Source organism: Variovorax sp. P4_B10, from assembly GCF_056402375.1.
In genome coordinates this window covers 1-19135 of sequence record NZ_JBFUHN010000077.1, presented here as the reverse complement: position 1 = coordinate 19135, position 19135 = coordinate 1, and the positions used below count along the sequence as shown (strand labels likewise).

General features: G+C 66.8%; 23 protein-coding genes. 12 read left to right on the top strand and 11 right to left on the bottom strand.

Annotation, left to right across the window (positions count from 1 at the left end; all coding sequences use genetic code 11):
• Positions 1-86: 86 nt before the first annotated feature.
• From AC1DXX_RS27030 to AC1DXX_RS26975, 12 genes are all read left to right on the top strand, one after another.
• The gene (locus tag AC1DXX_RS27030) at positions 87-626 is read left to right on the top strand and encodes a hypothetical protein (RefSeq protein ID WP_478137300.1); all 540 of its coding nucleotides are present in this window, start codon (positions 87-89) and stop codon (positions 624-626) included.
• Positions 623-934: a hypothetical protein gene (locus AC1DXX_RS27025; protein ID WP_478137299.1), complete on the top strand. Its 312-nt coding sequence runs from the start codon at positions 623-625 to the stop codon at positions 932-934. Before AC1DXX_RS27030 ends, AC1DXX_RS27025 begins: the two co-directional genes overlap by 4 nt.
• A gap of 24 nt (positions 935-958) precedes the next feature.
• Positions 959-1414: a PTS sugar transporter subunit IIA gene (locus tag AC1DXX_RS27020; protein ID WP_176661988.1), complete on the top strand. Its 456-nt coding sequence runs from the start codon at positions 959-961 to the stop codon at positions 1412-1414.
• Positions 1383-1652, top strand: a complete 270-nt coding sequence (locus AC1DXX_RS27015) for an HPr family phosphocarrier protein (RefSeq protein WP_478137298.1) — start codon at positions 1383-1385, stop codon at positions 1650-1652. The genes AC1DXX_RS27020 and AC1DXX_RS27015 overlap by 32 nt, the downstream gene beginning before the upstream one ends.
• 148 nt (positions 1653-1800) lie before the next feature.
• Positions 1801-3600 carry a phosphoenolpyruvate--protein phosphotransferase gene (gene ptsP, locus AC1DXX_RS27010; protein WP_478137297.1) on the top strand — a complete coding sequence of 600 codons (1800 nt, stop codon included), beginning with the start codon at positions 1801-1803 and terminating at the stop codon, positions 3598-3600.
• Between the two features lie 219 nt (positions 3601-3819).
• Positions 3820-4194: a DUF4148 domain-containing protein gene (locus AC1DXX_RS27005; protein ID WP_478137296.1), complete on the top strand. Its 375-nt coding sequence runs from the start codon at positions 3820-3822 to the stop codon at positions 4192-4194.
• A 60-nt stretch (positions 4195-4254) separates the two neighbouring features.
• On the top strand, positions 4255-4719 hold the full coding sequence (locus AC1DXX_RS27000) for a Spy/CpxP family protein refolding chaperone (RefSeq protein WP_478137295.1): 465 nt from the start codon (positions 4255-4257) through the stop codon (positions 4717-4719).
• Between the two features lie 94 nt (positions 4720-4813).
• Positions 4814-5206 carry a DUF4260 domain-containing protein gene (locus AC1DXX_RS26995; RefSeq protein ID WP_478137294.1) on the top strand — a complete coding sequence of 131 codons (393 nt, stop codon included), beginning with the start codon at positions 4814-4816 and terminating at the stop codon, positions 5204-5206.
• A complete protein-coding gene (locus tag AC1DXX_RS26990; protein ID WP_478137293.1) occupies positions 5206-5586 on the top strand; it encodes a hypothetical protein in 381 nt (126 codons plus the stop codon). Before AC1DXX_RS26995 ends, AC1DXX_RS26990 begins: the two co-directional genes overlap by 1 nt.
• Positions 5587-5636: 50 nt before the next feature.
• Positions 5637-6335: a response regulator transcription factor gene (locus AC1DXX_RS26985; protein WP_478137292.1), complete on the top strand. Its 699-nt coding sequence runs from the start codon at positions 5637-5639 to the stop codon at positions 6333-6335.
• Positions 6332-7726 carry a HAMP domain-containing sensor histidine kinase gene (locus AC1DXX_RS26980; protein ID WP_478137291.1) on the top strand — a complete coding sequence of 465 codons (1395 nt, stop codon included), beginning with the start codon at positions 6332-6334 and terminating at the stop codon, positions 7724-7726. Before AC1DXX_RS26985 ends, AC1DXX_RS26980 begins: the two co-directional genes overlap by 4 nt.
• Before the next feature lie 103 nt (positions 7727-7829).
• Positions 7830-8873 carry an NADP-dependent oxidoreductase gene (locus tag AC1DXX_RS26975; protein WP_478137290.1) on the top strand — a complete coding sequence of 348 codons (1044 nt, stop codon included), beginning with the start codon at positions 7830-7832 and terminating at the stop codon, positions 8871-8873.
• Between the two features lie 5 nt (positions 8874-8878).
• Here the strand turns inward: AC1DXX_RS26975 and AC1DXX_RS26970 are convergent, their stop codons facing one another.
• The 11 genes from AC1DXX_RS26970 to AC1DXX_RS26920 all read right to left on the bottom strand — a co-directional run.
• Positions 8879-9202, bottom strand: a complete 324-nt coding sequence (locus tag AC1DXX_RS26970; protein ID WP_478137289.1) for a hypothetical protein — start codon at positions 9200-9202, stop codon at positions 8879-8881.
• A 70-nt stretch (positions 9203-9272) separates the two neighbouring features.
• Entirely contained in the window at positions 9273-10112 is an 840-nt protein-coding gene (locus tag AC1DXX_RS26965) for a DMT family transporter (RefSeq protein WP_478137288.1), read from the bottom strand.
• Positions 10113-10179: 67 nt separating this feature from the next.
• Positions 10180-10881, bottom strand: a complete 702-nt coding sequence (locus tag AC1DXX_RS26960; RefSeq protein WP_478137287.1) for a helix-turn-helix domain-containing protein — start codon at positions 10879-10881, stop codon at positions 10180-10182.
• 40 nt (positions 10882-10921) lie between these two features.
• Entirely contained in the window at positions 10922-12052 is a 1131-nt protein-coding gene (locus AC1DXX_RS26955) for an SLC13 family permease (protein ID WP_478137286.1), read from the bottom strand.
• Positions 12033-13565: a class I adenylate-forming enzyme family protein gene (locus AC1DXX_RS26950; RefSeq protein ID WP_478137285.1), complete on the bottom strand. Its 1533-nt coding sequence runs from the start codon at positions 13563-13565 to the stop codon at positions 12033-12035. The genes AC1DXX_RS26955 and AC1DXX_RS26950 overlap by 20 nt, the downstream gene beginning before the upstream one ends.
• A gap of 162 nt (positions 13566-13727) precedes the next feature.
• On the bottom strand, positions 13728-14297 hold the full coding sequence (locus tag AC1DXX_RS26945; RefSeq protein WP_478137284.1) for a DUF3304 domain-containing protein: 570 nt from the start codon (positions 14295-14297) through the stop codon (positions 13728-13730).
• Positions 14298-14301: 4 nt separating this feature from the next.
• The gene (locus AC1DXX_RS26940) at positions 14302-14844 is read right to left on the bottom strand and encodes a DUF3304 domain-containing protein (RefSeq protein WP_478137283.1); all 543 of its coding nucleotides are present in this window, start codon (positions 14842-14844) and stop codon (positions 14302-14304) included.
• Between the two features lie 53 nt (positions 14845-14897).
• A complete protein-coding gene (locus AC1DXX_RS26935; protein ID WP_478137282.1) occupies positions 14898-17054 on the bottom strand; it encodes a T6SS phospholipase effector Tle1-like catalytic domain-containing protein in 2157 nt (718 codons plus the stop codon).
• Positions 17051-17707 (bottom strand): DUF3304 domain-containing protein, encoded by a 657-nt coding sequence (locus AC1DXX_RS26930; RefSeq protein WP_478137281.1) that lies wholly within the window; start codon positions 17705-17707, stop codon positions 17051-17053. Before AC1DXX_RS26930 ends, AC1DXX_RS26935 begins: the two co-directional genes overlap by 4 nt.
• Positions 17708-17710: 3 nt before the next feature.
• On the bottom strand, positions 17711-18520 hold the full coding sequence (locus tag AC1DXX_RS26925) for a DUF4123 domain-containing protein (protein WP_478137280.1): 810 nt from the start codon (positions 18518-18520) through the stop codon (positions 17711-17713).
• 1 nt (position 18521) lies between these two features.
• On the bottom strand, positions 18522-19135 hold a 614-nt coding region (locus AC1DXX_RS26920; RefSeq protein ID WP_478137279.1), incomplete at its 5' end, for a DUF2345 domain-containing protein.

The following is a 19135-nucleotide window of genomic DNA, read 5'->3' as shown; positions in this document are numbered from 1 at the left end:
GCTGAGAGAGAAGGGCGGCGCGATTTTAGTTCCGCCCACTGGATCGTGCTGGCGCGTCTTCCGGCGGGCTCGATAATCGCTCCCCGATGCCGTCGTTCGTCCCCCGTCCCTGGCTTGCGCTGACAGCAGCGGCAGCCCTTCTCGCTGCCTGCAGCCCGACCTTCAACTGGCGCGAGGTGCCGATTGCCGAAGCAGGCCTGATCGCGCTGCTGCCCTGCAAGCCCGACCGTGCCACCCGTGCCCTGCCGCTGGGCGCCGAGTCTGTGCAGGTCGACATGACCGGCTGCGAAACGGGTGGCGCGACCTTCGCCGTCGCCCACGCGTCCGCCGCCGGCCCTGAGCAGGCCGAAACCTGGCTCAACGCATGGCGAGCGGCCACACGTGGCCAGCTGGGCGAGGCGAAGGTGACCGAAGCGCCCGCGACCCTGCAACGCGCGACAGCGGTGCCCGCGCCGATCCGCCTCGATGCGCAGCCGCCGCAACAGGCCGTCGCGCCCGTCCAGGTGCTCTGGTTCGCGCAGTCGCAAAAAGACGGCACCGTGGCGCTCTACCAGGCCACCGTACTGGGCAAGCCTTCCTCGGCCGAGGCGGCCAAGACCTTCTTCGAGGGCCTGCGCCTCCCATGAGCGGCGGCATGCTCGTTGGGCGGCGGCAGATTGCCACCGTCTTCCCGGCCTTTGTCTTCGCGTACTTCCTGTCGACGCTGGCGATGGTGATGTTTGCTATTGTTTTGATAGCCATCCCCGCGGCGGGCACGGGCGCCTGGGCGGTTTTCCTCTGTGCTTCCACCGTGGTCACGCTGGCCCAGCCTGCCGATCGACCTTTTCATCCGCGCCGGCTTCGATATCGTGGGGTCGTTTCGTGCAGCACTGTCCGTTCTGCTGGGCTGCTGCGTTATGTCTTATCTCTACTTCCTCTGGGCGCCCCCGCATAATCGAAGCGTCGTCCTCCGAGCCGCATGAACAGCATCCTCATCATCGCCCACTCACCGTTCGCGCAGGCGCTGCGGCAGTGCGCGCTGCATGTGTTTCCCGACTGCGAGCAGGCCGTCGTCGCGCTCGACGTGCTGCCCAACGTGTCACCCGAGGAAACGCTGGCCGCCGCACGCATCACGCTCGCGCAGCAGTTGCATGCGCCGCGCTCGCAGGTGCTGGTGCTGGCCGACGTGTTCGGCGCCACGCCCTGCAACGTGGCGCAGAAGCTTGTGGATGGCGTCCGCTCGCGGCTGGTGGCCGGCGTCAACCTGCCGATGCTGCTGCGCGCCGTCACCTACCGCCACGAACCGCTCGACACGCTGGTGCAGCGCGCCATCGCGGGTGGCACCGCGGGTGTCATGCAGGTCGCGGTGGCGGCTCCCCAGAACCAGGCAAAAAGAAAGCACAGTGATCAAGAAATCCGTGACCATCAGCAATAAGCTGGGCCTGCATGCACGCGCATCGGCCAAGCTGACCAAGCTCGCAGGCAGCTTCCCCTGCGAGGTGTGGCTCTCGCGCGGCGACCGCCGCATCAATGCCAAGAGCATCATGGGCGTCATGATGCTGGCGGCCGGCCTCGATGCGACCGTCGAACTCGAGACCAACGGCTCTCAGGAAGAAGAAGCGATGAACGCCATCGTCCAGTTGATGGACGACAAGTTCGGCGAAGGCGAATGAAATGGCTCCCCCCCAGGTTTTGTCACTCCGTGTAGACGCCAGTCCCCTTCCAGGGGGCGACGCCGGCCGTCCGGCAAAGCCGGTTCGACGGTATCTCGCGGATTCGCCTGCGCCGTGCGCTGGCGCCGGCACCGAGGCGTAGCAGGTCATGACTTTCGCAGTCCACGGCCTCCCAGTTGCCCGTGGCATTGCCATCGGGCGCGCGGTGCTGGTGGTGTCGAGCCGCATCGACGTGGCCCACTACTTCATCAAGCCCGAAGAGATCGAGACCGAGATCGACCGCGTGCGCACTGCGCGCAACGCCGTTGCCGACGAGCTCGCGAAGCTGCAGACCAGCGTCGCGCTGATGGGGCCGAACGACGCACCGCACGAACTCGCGGCGCTGCTCGAAGTGCACCAGATGCTCCTGCAGGACGAGGCGCTCACGGGCGGCGTCAAGCACTGGATCACCGACCGGCTCTACAACGCCGAGTGGGCGCTGACCACGCAACTCGAAATCATTGCGCGCCAGTTCGACGAGATGGAGGACGAGTACCTGCGCGAGCGCAAGGCCGACCTCGAGCAGGTGGTCGAGCGCCTGCTGCACCGCATGAAAGGCACGGCCGCGGTGCTCGCGCCCAGCCCGCCGCGCCGCAAGCGCGCCGCCACGACCGATGACGACGACGACCCCACCGCGGGCGACGGCATCGACGTGCCGCTGGTGCTGATCGCGCACGACCTCTCGCCGGCCGACATGCTCCAGTTCAAGAAGAGCGTGTTCGCCGGCTTCGTGACCGACGTGGGCGGACGCACCTCGCACACCGCGATCGTCGCGCGCAGCATGGACATTCCGGCCATCGTCGGCGCACGCACCGCGAGCCAACTGGTGCGCCAGGACGACTGGGTCATCATCGACGGCGACGCCGGCGTGATGATCATCGACCCCTCGCCGATCATCCTGGCCGAGTACGGCTTCAAGCAGCGCCAGGGCGACCTCGAGCGCGGCCGGCTCGCGCGGCTGCGCCACAAGCCCGCCGTCACGCTCGACGGCCAGCGCGTCGAACTGCTCGCCAACATCGAGATGCCCGAAGACACGGTCGGCGCCGTCAAGGCCGGTGCGGTGGGCGTCGGGCTGTTCCGCAGCGAGTTCCTCTTCATGGGCCGCGAGTCGTCGGCGCGCCAGACCCGCCTGCCCGACGAGGAAGAGCAGTACCAGGCCTACAAGCGTGCGGTCGAAGGCATGCAGGGCATGCCCGTCACGATCCGCACCATCGACGTGGGCGCCGACAAGCAGCTCGAGAGCAAGTCGGGCAGCAAGCAGGAGCACCTGAACCCCGCGCTCGGCCTGCGTGCCATTCGCTGGAGCCTGGCCGATCCGGCGATGTTCCTCACGCAGCTGCGCGCCATCCTGCGCGCGGCGGCGCACGGCGAGATCCACCTGCTGATTCCTATGCTCGCGCATGCGAGCGAGATCCGCCAGACGCTCTCGCTGATCGACTTCGCGCGCGCCGAGCTGGACAACCGCGGCGCGGTATACGGCCCCCTGAAGCTCGGCGCCATGATCGAGATACCGGCTGCCGCGCTCACGCTCAAGACCTTCCTCAAATACTTCGACTTCCTGTCGATCGGCACCAACGACCTGATCCAGTACACGCTGGCGATCGACCGGGCCGACGAGTCGGTGGCCCACCTCTACGATCCCGCGCACCCCGCGGTGCTGAAGCTGGTGGCCGACACCATCGCCGAGTGCCGCCGCCAGGGCAAGGGCGTGGCCGTGTGCGGCGAAATGGCCGGCGACGTGGCCTTCACCCGCCTGCTGCTCGGCCTGGGCCTGCGCAGCTTCTCCATGCACCCCTCGCGCATCCTCGCGGTCAAGCAGGAAGTGCTGCGCGCCGACACCAGCAAGCTCGAAGCCTGGGCAAAAAACGTCCTCGAGTCCGACGACCCCGCGTCAGCCCTCGCAGGCTGACAGCCCCAAAAAAGCCTCACACCCCTTCGCGAAACACCGCGGAACCGGCTCCGCCGGGCCGCTGGTGTTGCCCCCGGTAGGGGGGCGAAGCGACACGAAGTGCGCGCAGCCTGGGGGCGAGCGAAATAAATCGATACATGCCGAAACTGCGGTGAAAGGACTTGTCGTACCGCCGCACGCACGATCAGGGCTCCTCAACTTCCCTGAAAGGTTTGCATCATGAAGTCCTTCTCCCTGACCCAGATCGTTGCCGTCGGTTCGTTCGCCATGCTCGCCGCAGCCGGTGCCAAGGCCGAGAGCTACGACGGCGTGCAACCTGCGGTCTCGGCCAAGAGCCGTGCCGAGGTCGGCGCCGAGGCCGTGCGCACCGCGTCGGCACCGGACCAGAACGTCGTGCGCGGCTCGCGCGGCCCTGAAACCGTGGCGATCTCGACCGACCGTGCCCGCGTCGTGGCCGAGGCCGTGCGCACCGCCGCCGCACCCGACCAGAACGTGACCTCGGGTTCGCGCGTGAACAGCAAGGTCATCTCGACGATGCAGAACCCCGTCGACGCGCGCGCCGAAGCTGCGCGCAGCAACAGCAGCAAACTCTAATCAACCACGCCCCTTCAGCGCCACACGAAGTGGGCAAGCCTGGGGCGAGCAAGGAACATCATGAAGCACTGGATCAAACGCACTCTCTTCGGTTTCGCCGGCGCGGCGGTGGTGGCTGGCAGCATCGTCGGCTGTGCCGGGCACCGTCATGGCTGGGGCGGCGACAGCGCCGAGTTCCGCGCGAAGATGGTCGAACGCGTCGGCAGCAAGCTCGAACTCGATGCTTCGCAAAAGCAGAAGCTCACCGTGCTGGCCGAGAAGCTGCAGGCGCAGCGCGAAGCCATGCGCGGCGCCGGCGGCTCGGGCGATCCGCGTTCGCAGTTCAAGGCGCTGTTCGCGGGCAACAAGCTCGACCAGGCCGGCGCCACGCGGCTCGTCGAAGAGAAGACCACCGCCGTGCGCAACGGCAGCCCCGAAATCATTGCGGCCGCCGCCGACTTCTTCGACAGCCTGAACGTCGCGCAGCAGCAGAAGGTGCGCGACTTCATGGACCGTGGCGGGCGCCGCTGGAGCCATCGTGGGTGAAATTGACTCACCCCCAGGCTTCGCGCACTTCGTGTCGCTTCGCCTATCCCCTTCGAGGGGGCGACACCAGTGGACCGGCGAAGCCGGTTCCACGGTGTCCCACGAGCAGGCCGTCGCGGGCGGGGTTCGTGCCTTGCTGCGGCTCGAAGGCGCCGTGGTGCTCGTCGTATCGCTGGCTGCCTATGCGCAGTTCGGCGCGGGCTGGGGCGTGTTCGCGCTCTGGCTGCTCGTGCCCGATCTTTCGCTGCTCGGCTACCTGGCGGGCCCACGCGTCGGTGCGGCGCTCTACAACGCGGCGCATTCGTACGTCGGCCCTGTCGCATTGCTCGCGTTCGGCGTGCTCGCGGCGATGCCATGGGCGGTGGCCGGCGGACTGATCTGGTGCGCGCACATCGGCCTCGATCGCGCGCTGGGCTACGGGCTCAAGTACGCGTCGGGCTTCGGCCACACGCACCTGGGCCGTATCGGCCGGGCCGATCCATGGTGATGAGCGATACCGCCCCCGTGCTGCGCCCGCAGGTCGCGCGCGCCTGGATGCTGGTCGAGGCGCTCACGCTCGGCATCGCGTCGATGGTGCATGCCGGCCTGCTCGTGCCGGGCTATGCGCATCCGCAGGCCCGCACCGCCGAGGCGGTGATCGCCACGGTGCTGGTGCTGGCCTCGGTCGAGACCTGGCTGCGCCCCGCGGGCGCGCGCCGGGCCGCGATCTTCGGCCAGGGCTTTGCGCTGCTCGGCACGCTGGTCGGCCTGTTCACCATCGTGCTCGGCATCGGTCCGCACACGGTGCCCGATGTCGTTTATCACGCGCTGCTGCTTTCCATGCTGGTGGCGGGCCTGACTGTGGCGGTGCGATGCCGTCCGGTCTGATGGTGAGCGAAGTCATCCGCCACATGTTTGCCAGGAGGCACAATCCCGTCATGCCGCGCATCCTGCTGATCGACGACGACGAACACCTCGCCGCGCCGCTGACCACCTACTTCGCACGCTTCGGCTGCACGCTCGAGAGCGCAGTGCGCCCGAGCGAGGGGCTGGCCAAGCTGCGCGCCGGGCAGTACGACGCGGCCATCCTCGACGTGATGCTGCCCGAGATGGACGGCTTTGCGCTGTGCCGCGAGATCCGCAAGGAGAGCGACATCCCCATCGTGATGCTCACCGCGCGCGGCGAGGTGATGGACCGCGTGGTCGGCCTCGAACTCGGCGCCGACGACTACGTGCCCAAGCCCTTCGAGCCGCGCGAACTGGTGGCGCGCGTGCAGACCATCCTGCGGCGCCAGCGCAGCACGCCGCCTGCGGCCAACGGCAATGGCGCGCAGCATCGCGTGTTCGACGGTTTGTCGATCGACCTCGACCGGCGCCAGGTGCTGCGCCACGGCGAGCGCGTGGAGCTCACCGGCACCGAGTTCGAACTGCTCGCGCTGCTGGCGGCTGAACCCGGCAAGGTGTTCAGCCGCGACGACATCCTGAACCGCCTGCGCGGCCACGAGGCCGAACTCTATACGCGCGCGGTCGACATCGTGGTGAGCCGCCTGCGCAAGAAGCTCGAGCCGCTGGACTGCATCAAGACCCTGCGCAATGCCGGCTATGCGCTGGCTGTCGCGCGCAGCGAGCCCGCATGAAATTTCGACGGGGAGGCTACCGCAAGGCGTGGCGCGAGATAGCCTGCCGCCGCGCGGAGTGGCACAGGCAATGGCATGAGCAGTGGCACGAGAAGGTGCAGGGCAAGCGCCGCTGGCGCCGCTCGCTGCGCATCCGGCTGGTGATGATGTTCGTGATGCTGGCGCTGGTGATGGCTGCGGTGTTCATGGGCGGCATGAAGAGAGCCTTCTCCACCGGCTGGGCCGAGGCCGCGAAGCCGATGCTGGTCGACTATGCCGACCGGCTCGTCGCCGAGATCGGCACGCCGCCCGACGTGGCGCGCGCGCAGGCGCTGGTGGCCCGGCTGCCGATCACCGTCCGCATCGTCGGCCCGAAGGTCAACTGGGACTCCAATCCCGGCGGCGCGAACGGCCCCGGCGGCTGGATGCACGACCGGGAAGATGTGTTCGGGGGCGACAAGTGGTTCATCCGTCCCACGGCCGACGGCCACCGCGTGATCTTCGGCTGGGCGCCCAAGCTCTGGCAGCTGGCGCCGCGCGCGACCGGCTGGGCCACGCTCGGCGTGCTGCTGTCGTGCGTGCTGCTGGGTTATGCCTATGTGAGCCACCTGCTGCGGCCGCTGATCGACATCCGCGAAGGCGCGCAGCGCTTCGGCCGAGGCGAGTTCAAGCAGCCGATTCCGATCCGCCGCAACGACGACATCGGCGACCTCGCGCAGCACATCAACACCATGGCCGACGACATCCAGGCCATGCTCGATGCCAAGCGCGGTCTGCTGCTCGCGCTGAGCCACGAGCTGCGCTCGCCGCTCACGCGGGCACGGCTCAACGCCGAGCTGCTGCCCGCCACGTCCGAGGGGCAGGCCGAGCGCGAGGCGCTGCTGCGCGATCTGAACGAGATGCGCGACCTGATCAGCGACCTGCTCGAAAGCGAACGCCTCGCGAGCCCGCATGTGGCGCTGCTGCGCGAGCCGGTCGACCTGGCCGCGCTGGTGCGCGAGATCGTGGCCGAGATGCAGGGTGCGCATAACGTGCACCTCGACCTGGCGGAAGGGCTGCCGCCGCATTCGATCGACCGCATGCGCATCCGCCTCCTGGTGCGCAACCTGCTGGACAACGCCTTGCGCTACAGCACCGACGCGCCCCGGCCGCCTTGCGTGTCGCTGCGCGCCGTGCTGGACGGCCAGGTGCAGGGCGTCGAGCTCGAGGTGCGGGACTACGGCCCTGGTGTCGAAGAAGCACAGCTCGAGCGGCTGACCGAGCCCTTCTACCGCACCGATGGCGCGCGGGCGCGTGCCACCGGTGGTGTCGGCCTCGGCATGTACCTGTGCCGGCTGATCGCCGAGGCGCACGGCGGTGTCCTGACCTTGCGCAACGCGCATCCCGGCCTGCAGATCGTCGTTCGGATGTAGGGGCGCCAGCGGTGTCTTGCGCTGTCGCCTGCGCTGCCAGCCGGCGCGCGGTGCGCGGCTACGATGCGCGTCCGTGCCAGCGTCCGTCATTCAAGGAGACACCATGAGCAGCCCACTCGCCAACCACCAGGTCCGCCTCGCCAAACGCCCCGAGGGCACGGCCACCCGCGAGAACTGGAAATTCACCACCGAACCCGTCGGCGAGCCGGCCGAGGGCGGGGTGCTGGTCAAGACGCTGTCGCTGTCGCTCGACCCCGCCATGCGCGGCTGGCTCAACGATGCCAAGAGCTACATTCCGCCCGTCGCCATCGACGAGGTGATGCGTGCCGGCGGCGTCGGCCGCGTCATTGCCTCGAAGAACCCGCAGTTCGCGGTTGGCGACACCGTGTACGGCACGCTCGGCGTGCAGGAATACATCCTGATCCCGCAGGACCAGATCAAGCGCAACGGCCTGGTGAAGATCGACCTGACGGTCGGCACCATCGGCCAGTGGCTCAACGTGCTCGGCATGCCGGGCATGACCGGCTACTTCGGCCTGATGGACGTGGGCCAGCCCAAGCCGGGCGAAACCGTCGTGATCTCCGGCGCGGCCGGTGCCGTCGGGCAGACCGTGGGCCAATTGGCCAGGCTCAAGGGCTGCCGCGTGGTCGGCATTGCCGGCGGTGCAGCCAAGTGCGAATGGGTGGTGAAGGAACTGGGTTTCGACGCCTGCATCGACTACAAGGCCGGCGACGGCGCGGTGCGCGCGGGCCTGAAGGAACATTGCCCGAAGGGCGTGGACATTTACTTCGACAACGTCGGCGGCGAGATCCTCGACATGGTCCTGGCGCGGCTCGCGCGCAAGGCCCGCGTCATCATCTGCGGCGCCATCAGCCAGTACAACAACGCCAACAGCATGCCGGGCGCCGGGCCGAGGAACTACCTGAGCCTGCTGGTGAACCGGGCGCGCATGGAAGGCATCGTGGTGTTCGACTATGCCGACCGGTACCACATCGCCATCGCCGAGATGGCCGGCTACCTGAAGGACGGGCGCATGACGAGCAAGGAAGACATCGTGAAGGGCCTCGACACCTTCCCCGAGTCGCTCAACAAGCTGTTTGCCGGGCAGAACTTCGGCAAGCTGATCCTTCAGGTCGCGCAAGACTGAAGGGTTCAGCCTTCGCCGGGGCGCATGGGAATGTCGCCCATCGCGTCGTCCTCGCGCAGGCCGCGCGCGGCCTTCAGCAGCTCGATCGACAGGCCGTCGCCCCGGCCTGCGAAGCCCTTGGCAATACCTTCGAGCACCGTCGACAGGCCGGTTTCGCCGTCGTCGCGGGCGTCCATGCTGATGTTGAGCACCCGGGCCGCCATCTGGCGGTAGGTGATGGCGCCCGCGCCTTCGAGCGCGGCCACCAGGTCGAGGTACAGCGCCAGGTTCAGGTCGAACGCCAGCTTGGGCGTGATCTCGAAATCGTCGTTCTTGTTCTTGTTGTCCATGAGGGGCTCCTTTTTTCCTGAGCCTCCACTCTATGCCAGAAAAAAGACGCTGCCCTGTCGGACGCAGGCTTCAGTGGGCGCGCGTGCCCATGAGGGCCGCCGAGATGATGAGCAGGGCGGCCAGTGCGATGGTCCATGTCAGCGGCCGGCCCGTCACGGCCAGCAGCAGCGCCGTCGAGCCCAGGGGTGTGAGGTAGCTCAGGATGCCGATGCGCCGTGCGTCGCCGCGCTTGAGCGCCATGTCCCACACGAAGAAAGCCGCACCGAGCGGGCCGAGGCCGCACAGCAGGACCAGCAGCCAGTCCTTGCCGGACAGCGCCACCGAAGGCTCGAGCAGGGCGTGGCAGGCCAGCGAGAGCAGGCCCGAGACCAGGCCGAACAGTCCGATGGCCGACGTCGGAAACGCCGTGACACGCTTCGTCCAGAGCGAATAGCTCGCCCAGACGAGGGCCGAGCCCAGTGCCGGCAGGAAGCCCCAGTGCCCGTGGATGGCCGTGGCGCCATCGCGGGTGCCGAGGATCGCGGCCGCCGCGCCCGCAAACCCCAGCAGCGCCGCCACCACGTGCAGCGGCCGCAGCGCCAGGCCCGGCAGCAGCACCGGCGCCAGCACCACCATGAACAGCGGCCACAGGTAGTTGACGAGGTTGGCTTCGACCGGTGGCGCATGCCGCAGCGCGATGAACAGCAGAAAGTGAAAGCCGAACAGGCCGTAGATGCCCAGCGCCAACGTGCGAGGCGGCACCCGCCACGCGGCGGGGTCGCGCAGCACGAGCGGCCAGCTCGGCACGCTGCCGACGATCAGCGCGAGCCCGGTCAGCAGAAAGGGCGGCAGGTGCGAGAGGGCGGTCCCGAGCGAGGCGAGCGTGGCCCAGAGCGCGATGGCCAGCAGGGCGTAGAAGGTGGACGACATGAGGGCCGAGGCTAAGCCGGCCGGTCGTCGAGCGACGCCGGTCCATCGTCGCGCAACGACGGTCTTGTCAGGAATCGAGGCGGCGCAGCGCGGCGGTGAGCGCCGAGGGCGACCGGTAGCCCGTGCGGCGGGCTGTTTCCGCGACGCCCATGCCCTCCAGCCGCAGTTCGCGCGCGTGCGCCAGCCGCAGCATGCGCAGCCAGTGCATCGCGCCCATGCCCTGTTCGTCGCGGCAGCGCTGTGCGAACTGGCTGACGCTGAGGCAGGCGACGGCGGCCAGATCGGCGACGGTCAGCGGTTCGTGCCACCGCGCCCGCGCCCAGGCCGTGAGCGCCCGCCAGTCGATGCGGCGGCGGCGCGTGTCCGCTGCCGAAGGCGCGGGGCTCCAGGCTTCGAGCAGCAGCGCGGGGCCATGCTGCAACGCAAGCGCGGACTGCGCGGGTTGCTTCATGCCATGCGCGAGGTAGCGCGCCAGCGCATGCAGCTGCGGCGCACAGGCCGGCGCGCGCTCTGCGCACCGGGCCCACGGCGCATGGGTGGTGTCGAGCACGAGGCACACGCTGCCGCGGCCGCGTGCCTCGAAGTCGTGCCGGTCGCCCGGCGCGACCACCTGCGCCTCGCCGACGCCGATGCCGGCGCCGCGGCCTTCGACCTCGATCTCCAGCACGCCGTCGAGGCCGATCAGCACCTGGAAGTGATCGTGCGCATGGCTGCCGCGCGAGGTGCCGTAGTCGCGCAGCGAAAGGGTGTGGGTGGCGGGCGTGTGCATGGTGGGCTCGGGCCGATTGTCTTCCCGGGTTCCCCGCCTGTCACCCCAGCCGCAGCAGCAGCGCCGAGGCCGCGCACACCAGCAGGAAAGGGATGCTGATGCGGTGAAACTCGCGCAAGCCGTTCGGCAGCTTCGCGAGCCGCAGCGCGATCAGGTTGGCCAGCGAGCCCAGCACGCAGCCGAAGCCGCCCACGCTCACCCCCGCCGCCAGCGCGGGCAGGTCGTGCACGTGGCCGTCCAGCAGGATCGCTGCCGGCACATTGCTGATGAACTGCGAAGTCACGATGGCCGCGAGGTAGGCGCGCCACCCTTCGGTGATCGGCCAGTGGCCGAGCAGTGCGGCGATGGCGGGCAGCTCGGCCAGCTGCCGCAGGTCCACGAACATCAGCGCGATGATCGCGAGCAAGGCCCAGTCGATGCCCCGCAGCACGCGCGGATACGACACCAGGAACACGCCGAACACCACGCCCAGGCCGGCCAGCAGCCAATGCCGGTCGAGCGCGACCACGAAGCCGATGAACAGAACTCCCGCCAGTGCCAGCAGGCGCGGTTGCACCGGCGCCGCCTCGGTCTCGGGCTTGAGCGCGATGGGCGTGCGCGGCACCAGCAGCCAGACCGCGACGAAGAGCCAGAACAGCATCACCGCCACCGTCGGCCCCATCATGCCCATGAAGGCGATGAAGCCCTCGCCCGAGCGGTGCCACAGGTAGAGGTTCTGCGGATTGCCGATGGGCGTGAGCGCCGAGCCCGCATTGACGGCCAATGCCTCCAATACCACGAGCCGCGCGAGCGGCAGGTGCGCTTGGTTGGCGAGCACGCGCGTCAGCGGCACCAGCAGGAACAGGCTCACGTCGTTGGTCACGAGCGCGGAGAGAAACGCCGCGCTCGCGGTCAGCAGCATCGCCAGGCTGCGCTGGTTGTGCGTGCGTGCGAGCAGGCGCTGCGCGGCGGCCTGCAGCATGCCGCTTTTCTCCACGCCCTGCGTGATGGCGAGCAGCCCCGCGAGCGCGCCCACGGTCTGCCAGTCGACCAGCTTCAGCCAGTCCATCGGCGCGCGCGGGCGCAGGAACGCGAACACGGCCGCGACGGCGACCAGCACCCAGAGCAGGCCGTTGCCGCCGCCGTGCTCTTCGGGCGACGGCGTCGCAGCTTCAGCGGCCGACAAGGTCACGCAACTCGCGTTTGAGCACCTTGCCGATCGCGCTGCGCGGCAACTCATCGATGAAGCTCAGGCGCGCCAGGCGCTGTGTCTTGCCGAGCTGGTCGTTGGCCCATTGCAGCAGTGCAGCATCGGTGGTGGTGTCGCCCTCGCGGCGCACCACGAAGGCCACCGGCGTCTCGCCCCATTGCTCGGAGGGCACGCCGACCACGGCCACGTCCGCCACCGCCGCATGCCCGCGCAGCACGGCTTCGAGGTCGCTCGGGTAGATGTTGAAGCCGCCGCTGATGATCATGTCCTTCTTGCGGTCGAACAGCGTGAGGAAGCCGTCGGCATCGAAGCGRCCCACGTCGCCCGTGCGGATGAAGCGCTTGCCCGTGGCGTCGAACCACTCGGCCTCGCGCGTCTTCGCGGGCTGGCGGTGGTAGCCCGTCATCATGCCGGCCGAGTGGCCCACCACTTCGCCGGCGGCGTCGATGTCGTCGCGCGGCAGCTCGTTGCCTTCGTCGTCGATCAGCCGGATGTCGCTGCCCGGCGCCGGCTGGCCCACGGTGTGCAGCTTGGTCGGGTGCAGGTGCGCCTCGAGGATGCAGGTGCCGCCGCCTTCGGTCATGCCGTAGAACTCGATCAGCCCGCCCGGCCAGCGCTTGAGCACGTCGGCCTTGAGCGCGGCGTTGAAGGGCGCACTGGTGCTGAACTTGTACTGGAACGACGAGAGGTCGTGCGCGTCGAAGCGTGGGTGCGCCATCAGCCGCTGGTACTGCACCGGCACGAGCATGGTGTGCGTCACGCGGCGCTGTTCGGCCAGCTGCAGGTAACCGCCGGCGTCGAACTTGGGCATCAGCACCACGCAGCCGCCGAAGGCGATGGTGGGGAAGAACACCACCAGCGTGGTGTTGGAGTAGAGCGGCGTCGACAGCAGCGTGACCGTGTCGGCGCTGTACTCGTACTTGGCGCCGCGCTGCACGTGCGACCAGCGCATGCCGTGCCCCTGCACGATGCCCTTGGGCTCGCCGGTGGTGCCCGAGGAATAGATGATGTTGAAGGCCCACGAGGGCTGCACCTCGACGGCCGTGGGCCTGGCGCCCGCCGGGGCAAGCCAGCCTGCGAAGTCGCGCCCCGCCGAAGAGCCGTCGAGCGCGACGCGCGGAATGCCGCCTTCCTTCGCGGGGCCGACCACGTCGGCGGCCGAGGCGTCGGTGAACAGGATGCGCGCATCGGCGTCCTCGATCATGCGGGCCAGGCTGGCGGCCGTGGAGCCGGGCGCCAGCGGCGCGACTGCGACACCCGCGCGCAGCGCGCCCAGGAACACCGCCGCGTAGTTCACCGACGACGACGCGCAGACCGCGATGGCGTCGCCGGCCTTGAGGCCGTCGCGCTGCAGGCTGGCGGCGATGCGGTCCATCAGCGCATCGAGCGCGCCGTAGTTCAGCGCATGCTGCGCGTCCGCGAGCGCGGCATGGTCGGGCGTGTGCTGGGCGTGGAGGCGAACCAGGTCGGCAATGGCGCCGAAATCGTGTTCCATCGCGGCTTGAGTGGCGGGGGGCGTTTGCAAAATCGAGTCCTTCGTCTTGGCCAGTCGGCAGGATAGCGAAGAAGTTCTCGCGTCGGTGAGCCGCGCGCGACGGCGGTGGGCCGTCAGCCACCGATCAGGGGCGCAGGTTCAACGCGTCTCGGGTGATCATTTTCAGTTTGACGGCCTCACCGGGTAGGCGGGACCGGGGTAGTCTTTGGCACCAGCCCCCTTGTTGGAGATGATCAGCCGAACCTCGCTTTCGGGGAGGAAGTGCACGTTGAGCGTGCCACCTGGCACGTCATATTTTTCGATCGGGACGATTTTTTCGTGCCAGTACTGAACATAGGCCTCAGGTCGCCTGTCACCTGGAATGCCGCTGGAGGTCGCCCATCTCACCTTGGYGGTGAGGTCAGGACGCCATTTGGCGGGATAGGAGATGCAGCACACAAAGCTTCCGCCACCACCGTAGGCGCTCGAATGACCGCCGAACGTGCCGTCTACATAAGCTTCGATGTGGTCGCCTGTGTGGTTGTACGGGCTGATGTTGGCGCTGTAGCTTTCAGGCGTCCGCTCCTTGCTGCTGCAAGCCGCCAGCACCAGTATGCAAAGTGCCAAGGTCGTGGTGCGGTTCATTGTGTGCAGCCTTCCGATGTGTCGATAGCAACGCAGCAACTGACCGGACCGCCGCTTCATGCTTGCCGCAATGGCTTGAGCGAGCTTGATGAACTCGTCTTTGTTCATGGGCTCAACGCCCTTTCCCTTGTTTCTCGTACTCGATCAGTTGCTTGCTGGTCTCCCACGGGAGCTTGTCCTGCTCGTTCATGGGATAGCGCGGGTGCTCGATGCCGTAGTTGGAGACCACGACCTTGATTTTGTGGTTCGGATAGAAGTGCGCCTGAATGTTCCCCGTTCGTTCGGAGTACTCCGGGATTTCAACTACAGCCTCCTGGGGCGGAGGGGGTGTGGGGCCGCCTTTTCTGGTGGCGTAGCTCCACGCCACTGTGACTTTCATACCGGGATGCCAGTGTTTGGGAATGCTCGCGCAGCAAGAGCTGCCCGAATTTCCGCTTTCGGGCATCAAGTTCGGCCCTCCGGCATCACCGACTGTGAAACCGAGGATGCTCCAGTCGCTCATGTGGTTGTACCCCCCCACCGACGCCGGCACCATTTTTTCCCCGCAACCGGCCAGCAGTGCGCAGGACGCAATTGCCAACGCACTTGGCCAAAAGCCGTACCTGCGTGTGTTGCGGAGACCGGGCCTCGATGCGGCATTGACAAGACCGCTCATGGTCCATGCTCGTTTCGGTTGGCGGCAACGATGGGTGGGTGGATTGCCACCCCTCAACGCATACCGCTGAATATGTCCCCGATGCCCTTGGTGTTCATGATCTGCTGCATCCCTTCCGCATCCATGGGGGGAGGTTCCATTGGCGGTTGCGCCGAAATGTAGGCGTCCAGGCGTTCCTTGTTCGTCAACGCCACACCGTTTCGGTACAGCGTGCGCCAGCGCAGGTAGCCCCAGATCGAGCTGGGTTCGCGGGAGCCGGTTTCGGTCGGGAGTGTCTTGTCCCTTCGGTAGGCCGTCAGATCGTCGAGTTCCTGCTTGGTCAGGGCGGGCGGCGGCGGAGAGATCGTGGGGGCGTAAACGGGCCGGCCCTTGCGTGCCGCCTCTTGAGCGGCATCGAGAATCGCGCGATTCCTGCGTTCCCCCTCCTTGTTGGCGGCATCCTTGGCTTCGAGCTGCGCCATGCGCTCTGTTTGCTTCGCGCGCCAGGTTGATTCATTGGTTTCACCCGTCGGCTTGAACCAGGCGCGCGAGTCATGGGCGTAGTCGTCCAGCAATCGGGCGACGGCCGAGGGCAGCGGGTCAGGGCTGTTCCAGTGCCGTCGAACGTCGTTCCACTGGCGCACTTTTTCGCCCCACACCCAGTCGGTCAGGTATGACGAGACGGAGCTTTTCCGCAAGAGTGCGCCGAGCCAAGTGTCCTCATAAAGGGGGTTGTTCTCATCTTTCTTGACGGCTTTCCATTCGTCTCTGAGTTCGGCGTTGGCAAGCGTCAAGTCGGTGTAGTCTTGTCCGTACTTGAATTGCTTGGCGCGCTTGAGAAAGTCTTGTGTTTCGAGGGCTTCCGCCCCCGTCGGTCCGAGGCGCAGGCGACGCCAGCGTACATAGAGCCCGTAGTGGGTCTGCATGGCCGCGGGCGTACTGATGCCGTCGCCGAGCAGTGGCTTGACGGCCGCTACATAGGCATTGAAGGCTTCGCGCAACGCAGGCGCTATCTTGAAGGCATCGCGCATTTCCTGCGTCACGCCCGGCGCATTGGGATTCAACGGCACTCCGGCCGCGACGGCCTCGCGAAACATGTGGCACAGCGGTGCCTGCGAGAGCTTCGCACTGTCGTTCGCCTTGAGCGTTGGACCCGTCGCGCACCCGCGCCCCTGCTCTCCCGGTGGATAGCCGCCACCAACGTCCGAATGCACGCCTGGGTAAACCACTTCAATGCCGTCGCCGCCCGCCAGATCCAGCGGGAACGAGCCACGCACCTCATGTCCGGACACGAGATGCACGCATCGTTTGACGTAGGCGGGGACGGCAAGATCCTTTGGACGCCCCCAGCCGTCATGCCCGTCCCGGATCAACGCGCTTTGTGCCAACCCAACCGAGGCAACTGTGTCGAAAATGCCGAGAAAAACGATCTCGACCTTGAGTCCGGCGAGGGTGAAGTCGGGGTCCACCGCATCGCTCAACCAGTTGCAGAAAGCGCGCGCTTCAGCCGCACCGCGTGAGAAGCCGAAGACCGAGATGCACAGCTTCTCCAGCTTGGGTTTGCGCTGCTGGACCAAGCTGCTTAGTTTGTTCCACAGCTGTTGACGGCGCTCCCGGAGTACGTCGCCGCGCACCTTGTCTCGCACAGACGTGACGGTTGTATCGAGAATATTTCCCAACTTGTCGGTCAGACCTACTTCGCGCAGCATCTGCACTTCGCTCTTGCCGAGATTGCGGATGGCTCCGGGGGACATGTTGATGTCGGCGGACATCTTTTTGACTGTGGCGATGTCGCTGGTGCCGAGCGAGGTGCTGAAGTTCGCACTGAAGAAATGCCTGTACAGCGAGTCGTGCAATTGCAGGAGTGCCCAGTTGATGCGGGCTTCGCCTCCCCATCCCGCACCGAGTCCCGCATTGGCTGCGGCGCCTAGGCCACTGTCGCCGACTTCAGCCAGAAACGGCGTTCCCACGCCGGCGACGTATATGCGGCGATGCTCTGCAGGATTGGCGTCGAAAACGTCGTGGAGCCGAGCCACATTGCTCTGACTCTCGTTTGGCGTGTCGCGCAAGCGATTGTTGTTGGTGCCATCAAAGAAGAAACCGTAGTGCAACTCCTTGCTGCACGGGAGGTTGGCCGTCGAAGACTGTTGCGCCAGACAGAGCGCCTTTTGCGCCTTGGTCAGGGCCAATGGGTCTTCGCTGATGGGTTCAAGTGCTTTGCTGATGGTCATCGCTTGGGTCTTTCTTCGCGCTCCTTCGGCGGTGGAGCGACCGCGGCAGGAGTTGGAGGGGGCGAAGGCTGCAATGCAATCGGCAAGGTTTCCCATGCCTCGGGGACGCGCTCTCCCGGATAAAACTTGTCATGGCATGTCGGGCGGATCAGACAGTACTGCCGTGGATTGATGAGTTCGGGATCGGGAAACTGGGGATGCCCAGGGGCATACTGCGACGCAAAGACCTTTATCTGGTCATTGGGCAGGAATGCGACCCAGAAGACGCCACCCTTCAGGCCTTCATATCGGGGAATGTCGACGACATTGGTGTACAGGCCTTTGGGGTCCTTCGCATACAACACGTCGTTGCGCCACTTGATGGTGACCTTGAGATCGGGATGCCAAAGTTCAGGCAGGCCAATGGCGGTCGCTGTTCCACCGCCGCCGGCATAAGTGCCGACGTTTCCAGCCCATTGGTCGTTCACATAGAACACGCCGACAGGGATCCCGGAGTAGTTCAGCCCCTCGACCTGCAAGCCGATGCCCTCGCTCGCTGCTACCACCTTGGGAGGCGATGTGTCCTTGGCGTCGCAACCCGTAATCAAGGTGCTGACCTGCAGTACGGAAAATAGCGCGAGCAGCAACGTTTTCAATGCGCGGATTCTCTGCATGCGTCAGACCACCTCGTCCAGGATCAGCTGTTGTTCGGAGAGAGCCGAAATCACGGCGCCATAGAGCTTTGCGTCGTGGAGCTCGGTGGCCGGTGTCATTCGTTCCAGAGCATCCTCAATGCACGCATGCGCAACGGAGACTCGCCCGTGCAGCTGGCCGAACAGATCAGGGCGCCGTACGATGTTGAAGAGCAGGGCGTCCGGCAGTGCCAGGCGCTGCAGCCGTTGATGCTGGCGGTCCTCCAATTGGTAGGGCTTGATGTCCGGCGCCGCCTGTGGTGACGTACCGGATACGGACACGAGTTGCCCGTCGCGCCCAAGGTAGTGCCAGTGCTTCATGCCCGCCAGAAGCCGTTCTCGTTGAAGGGGTGTGAACACCTCAAGCAGCGCGTGCAACGATCGGGTGTCCGCCAGGCGCAGCATCCAAGCCTTTTCGTCCGACGTCACGGCTTCCATCTGCTGCTGCAGATGCAGCGCGAGTGCCTCTACGGATAGGTCGGAGGCGATGATGCTCATCATCGGCTTGCCGCTGGTCAGGCGTAGCAGCCGCTGGAGCAGCGGTAGTCGATCATCGTCATTCGCGGGTAGCACCAGCAGAGTCGGAGCAATGGCATCGAGGCCCGGGCCGCTATACAGATCTGTGTAGAGACACACGAGCGGATGCGCGCCGGCCGCGTGCTTCAATTGCGACGCCAGTTCCGGAGCGAACGCCATGTCCAGCAACGCGTAGGCGCCCGACGCAACGGGCTCCGCAGCCAGCCGCTGCTGGATCAGCGTGGCCGAGCCGTGCGGCGGCGGGTCAATCCATTCCACGTTAGCCATTCTTCGCTGCCAATGCTTGTCCCGACTGCATGGCATGGAGCAGGCACTCCACGCACACGCTGCTCGGGAACTGCGGAAGCGGATAGCTCTGCTGCACTGGCCCTGCCAGCTTCCTCTGTATCGCGTGATAAGTAATCTTGCCCGGGCACTCGAACGTGATGTCCCCGTTCTGCAGCGTGATTGATGCGCCCTGCATAGTGGCAATGCGAATCTTCTTCTGCGCCGCGAACTCCACGGTCTTGTCGGTACTCGCGATCTTCAGCCCATCCTTGGCCTGCACCCGAAGCTCGTCGTGCTGCGCCTGAAAATCCAGGTCGTCGCTGCCCGCGATGATCGACAGCCCCGCCTCGGCATCCGCCTTCTGCGCCCCGGCCAGCAGCCCGATGGCCTGTCCGCTGTGCACCCTCAGCACATCCGCCAGCGCCAGGTTGATATCCCCACCGCTGGCCAGCGTGGCAGTCTCGCCGGCCACGATCTGAAGCTGCTGCCCGGCCACCATCGCGAGGCCGCCGCGCGCCGCCAGTGCAACCACCGCATCGGTCGTGTGCGGCACCTTGCCATCGCCAGTAGCGACAGACTTGTCCGATGCATCCGCATACGCCGCAT

Excerpts from the sequence above, each read along its gene's own strand:
- AC1DXX_RS27030 (WP_478137300.1), top strand. The coding sequence starts at position 87 with ATGCCGTCGTTCGTCCCCCGTCCCTGGCTTGCGCTGACAGCAGCGGCA.
- AC1DXX_RS27025 (WP_478137299.1), top strand. The coding sequence starts at position 623 with ATGAGCGGCGGCATGCTCGTTGGGCGGCGGCAGATTGCCACCGTCTTC.
- AC1DXX_RS27020 (WP_176661988.1), top strand. The coding sequence starts at position 959 with ATGAACAGCATCCTCATCATCGCCCACTCACCGTTCGCGCAGGCGCTG.
- ptsP (WP_478137297.1), top strand. The coding sequence starts at position 1,801 with ATGACTTTCGCAGTCCACGGCCTCCCAGTTGCCCGTGGCATTGCCATC.
- AC1DXX_RS27005 (WP_478137296.1), top strand. The coding sequence starts at position 3,820 with ATGAAGTCCTTCTCCCTGACCCAGATCGTTGCCGTCGGTTCGTTCGCC.
- AC1DXX_RS27000 (WP_478137295.1), top strand. The coding sequence starts at position 4,255 with ATGAAGCACTGGATCAAACGCACTCTCTTCGGTTTCGCCGGCGCGGCG.
- AC1DXX_RS26990 (WP_478137293.1), top strand. The coding sequence starts at position 5,206 with ATGAGCGATACCGCCCCCGTGCTGCGCCCGCAGGTCGCGCGCGCCTGG.
- AC1DXX_RS26985 (WP_478137292.1), top strand. The coding sequence starts at position 5,637 with ATGCCGCGCATCCTGCTGATCGACGACGACGAACACCTCGCCGCGCCG.
- AC1DXX_RS26980 (WP_478137291.1), top strand. The coding sequence starts at position 6,332 with ATGAAATTTCGACGGGGAGGCTACCGCAAGGCGTGGCGCGAGATAGCC.
- AC1DXX_RS26975 (WP_478137290.1), top strand. The coding sequence starts at position 7,830 with ATGAGCAGCCCACTCGCCAACCACCAGGTCCGCCTCGCCAAACGCCCC.
- AC1DXX_RS26970 (WP_478137289.1), bottom strand. The coding sequence starts at position 9,202 with ATGGACAACAAGAACAAGAACGACGATTTCGAGATCACGCCCAAGCTG.
- AC1DXX_RS26965 (WP_478137288.1), bottom strand. The coding sequence starts at position 10,112 with ATGTCGTCCACCTTCTACGCCCTGCTGGCCATCGCGCTCTGGGCCACG.
- AC1DXX_RS26960 (WP_478137287.1), bottom strand. The coding sequence starts at position 10,881 with ATGCACACGCCCGCCACCCACACCCTTTCGCTGCGCGACTACGGCACC.
- AC1DXX_RS26940 (WP_478137283.1), bottom strand. The coding sequence starts at position 14,844 with ATGAGCGGTCTTGTCAATGCCGCATCGAGGCCCGGTCTCCGCAACACA.
- AC1DXX_RS26935 (WP_478137282.1), bottom strand. The coding sequence starts at position 17,054 with ATGACCATCAGCAAAGCACTTGAACCCATCAGCGAAGACCCATTGGCC.
- AC1DXX_RS26930 (WP_478137281.1), bottom strand. The coding sequence starts at position 17,707 with ATGCAGAGAATCCGCGCATTGAAAACGTTGCTGCTCGCGCTATTTTCC.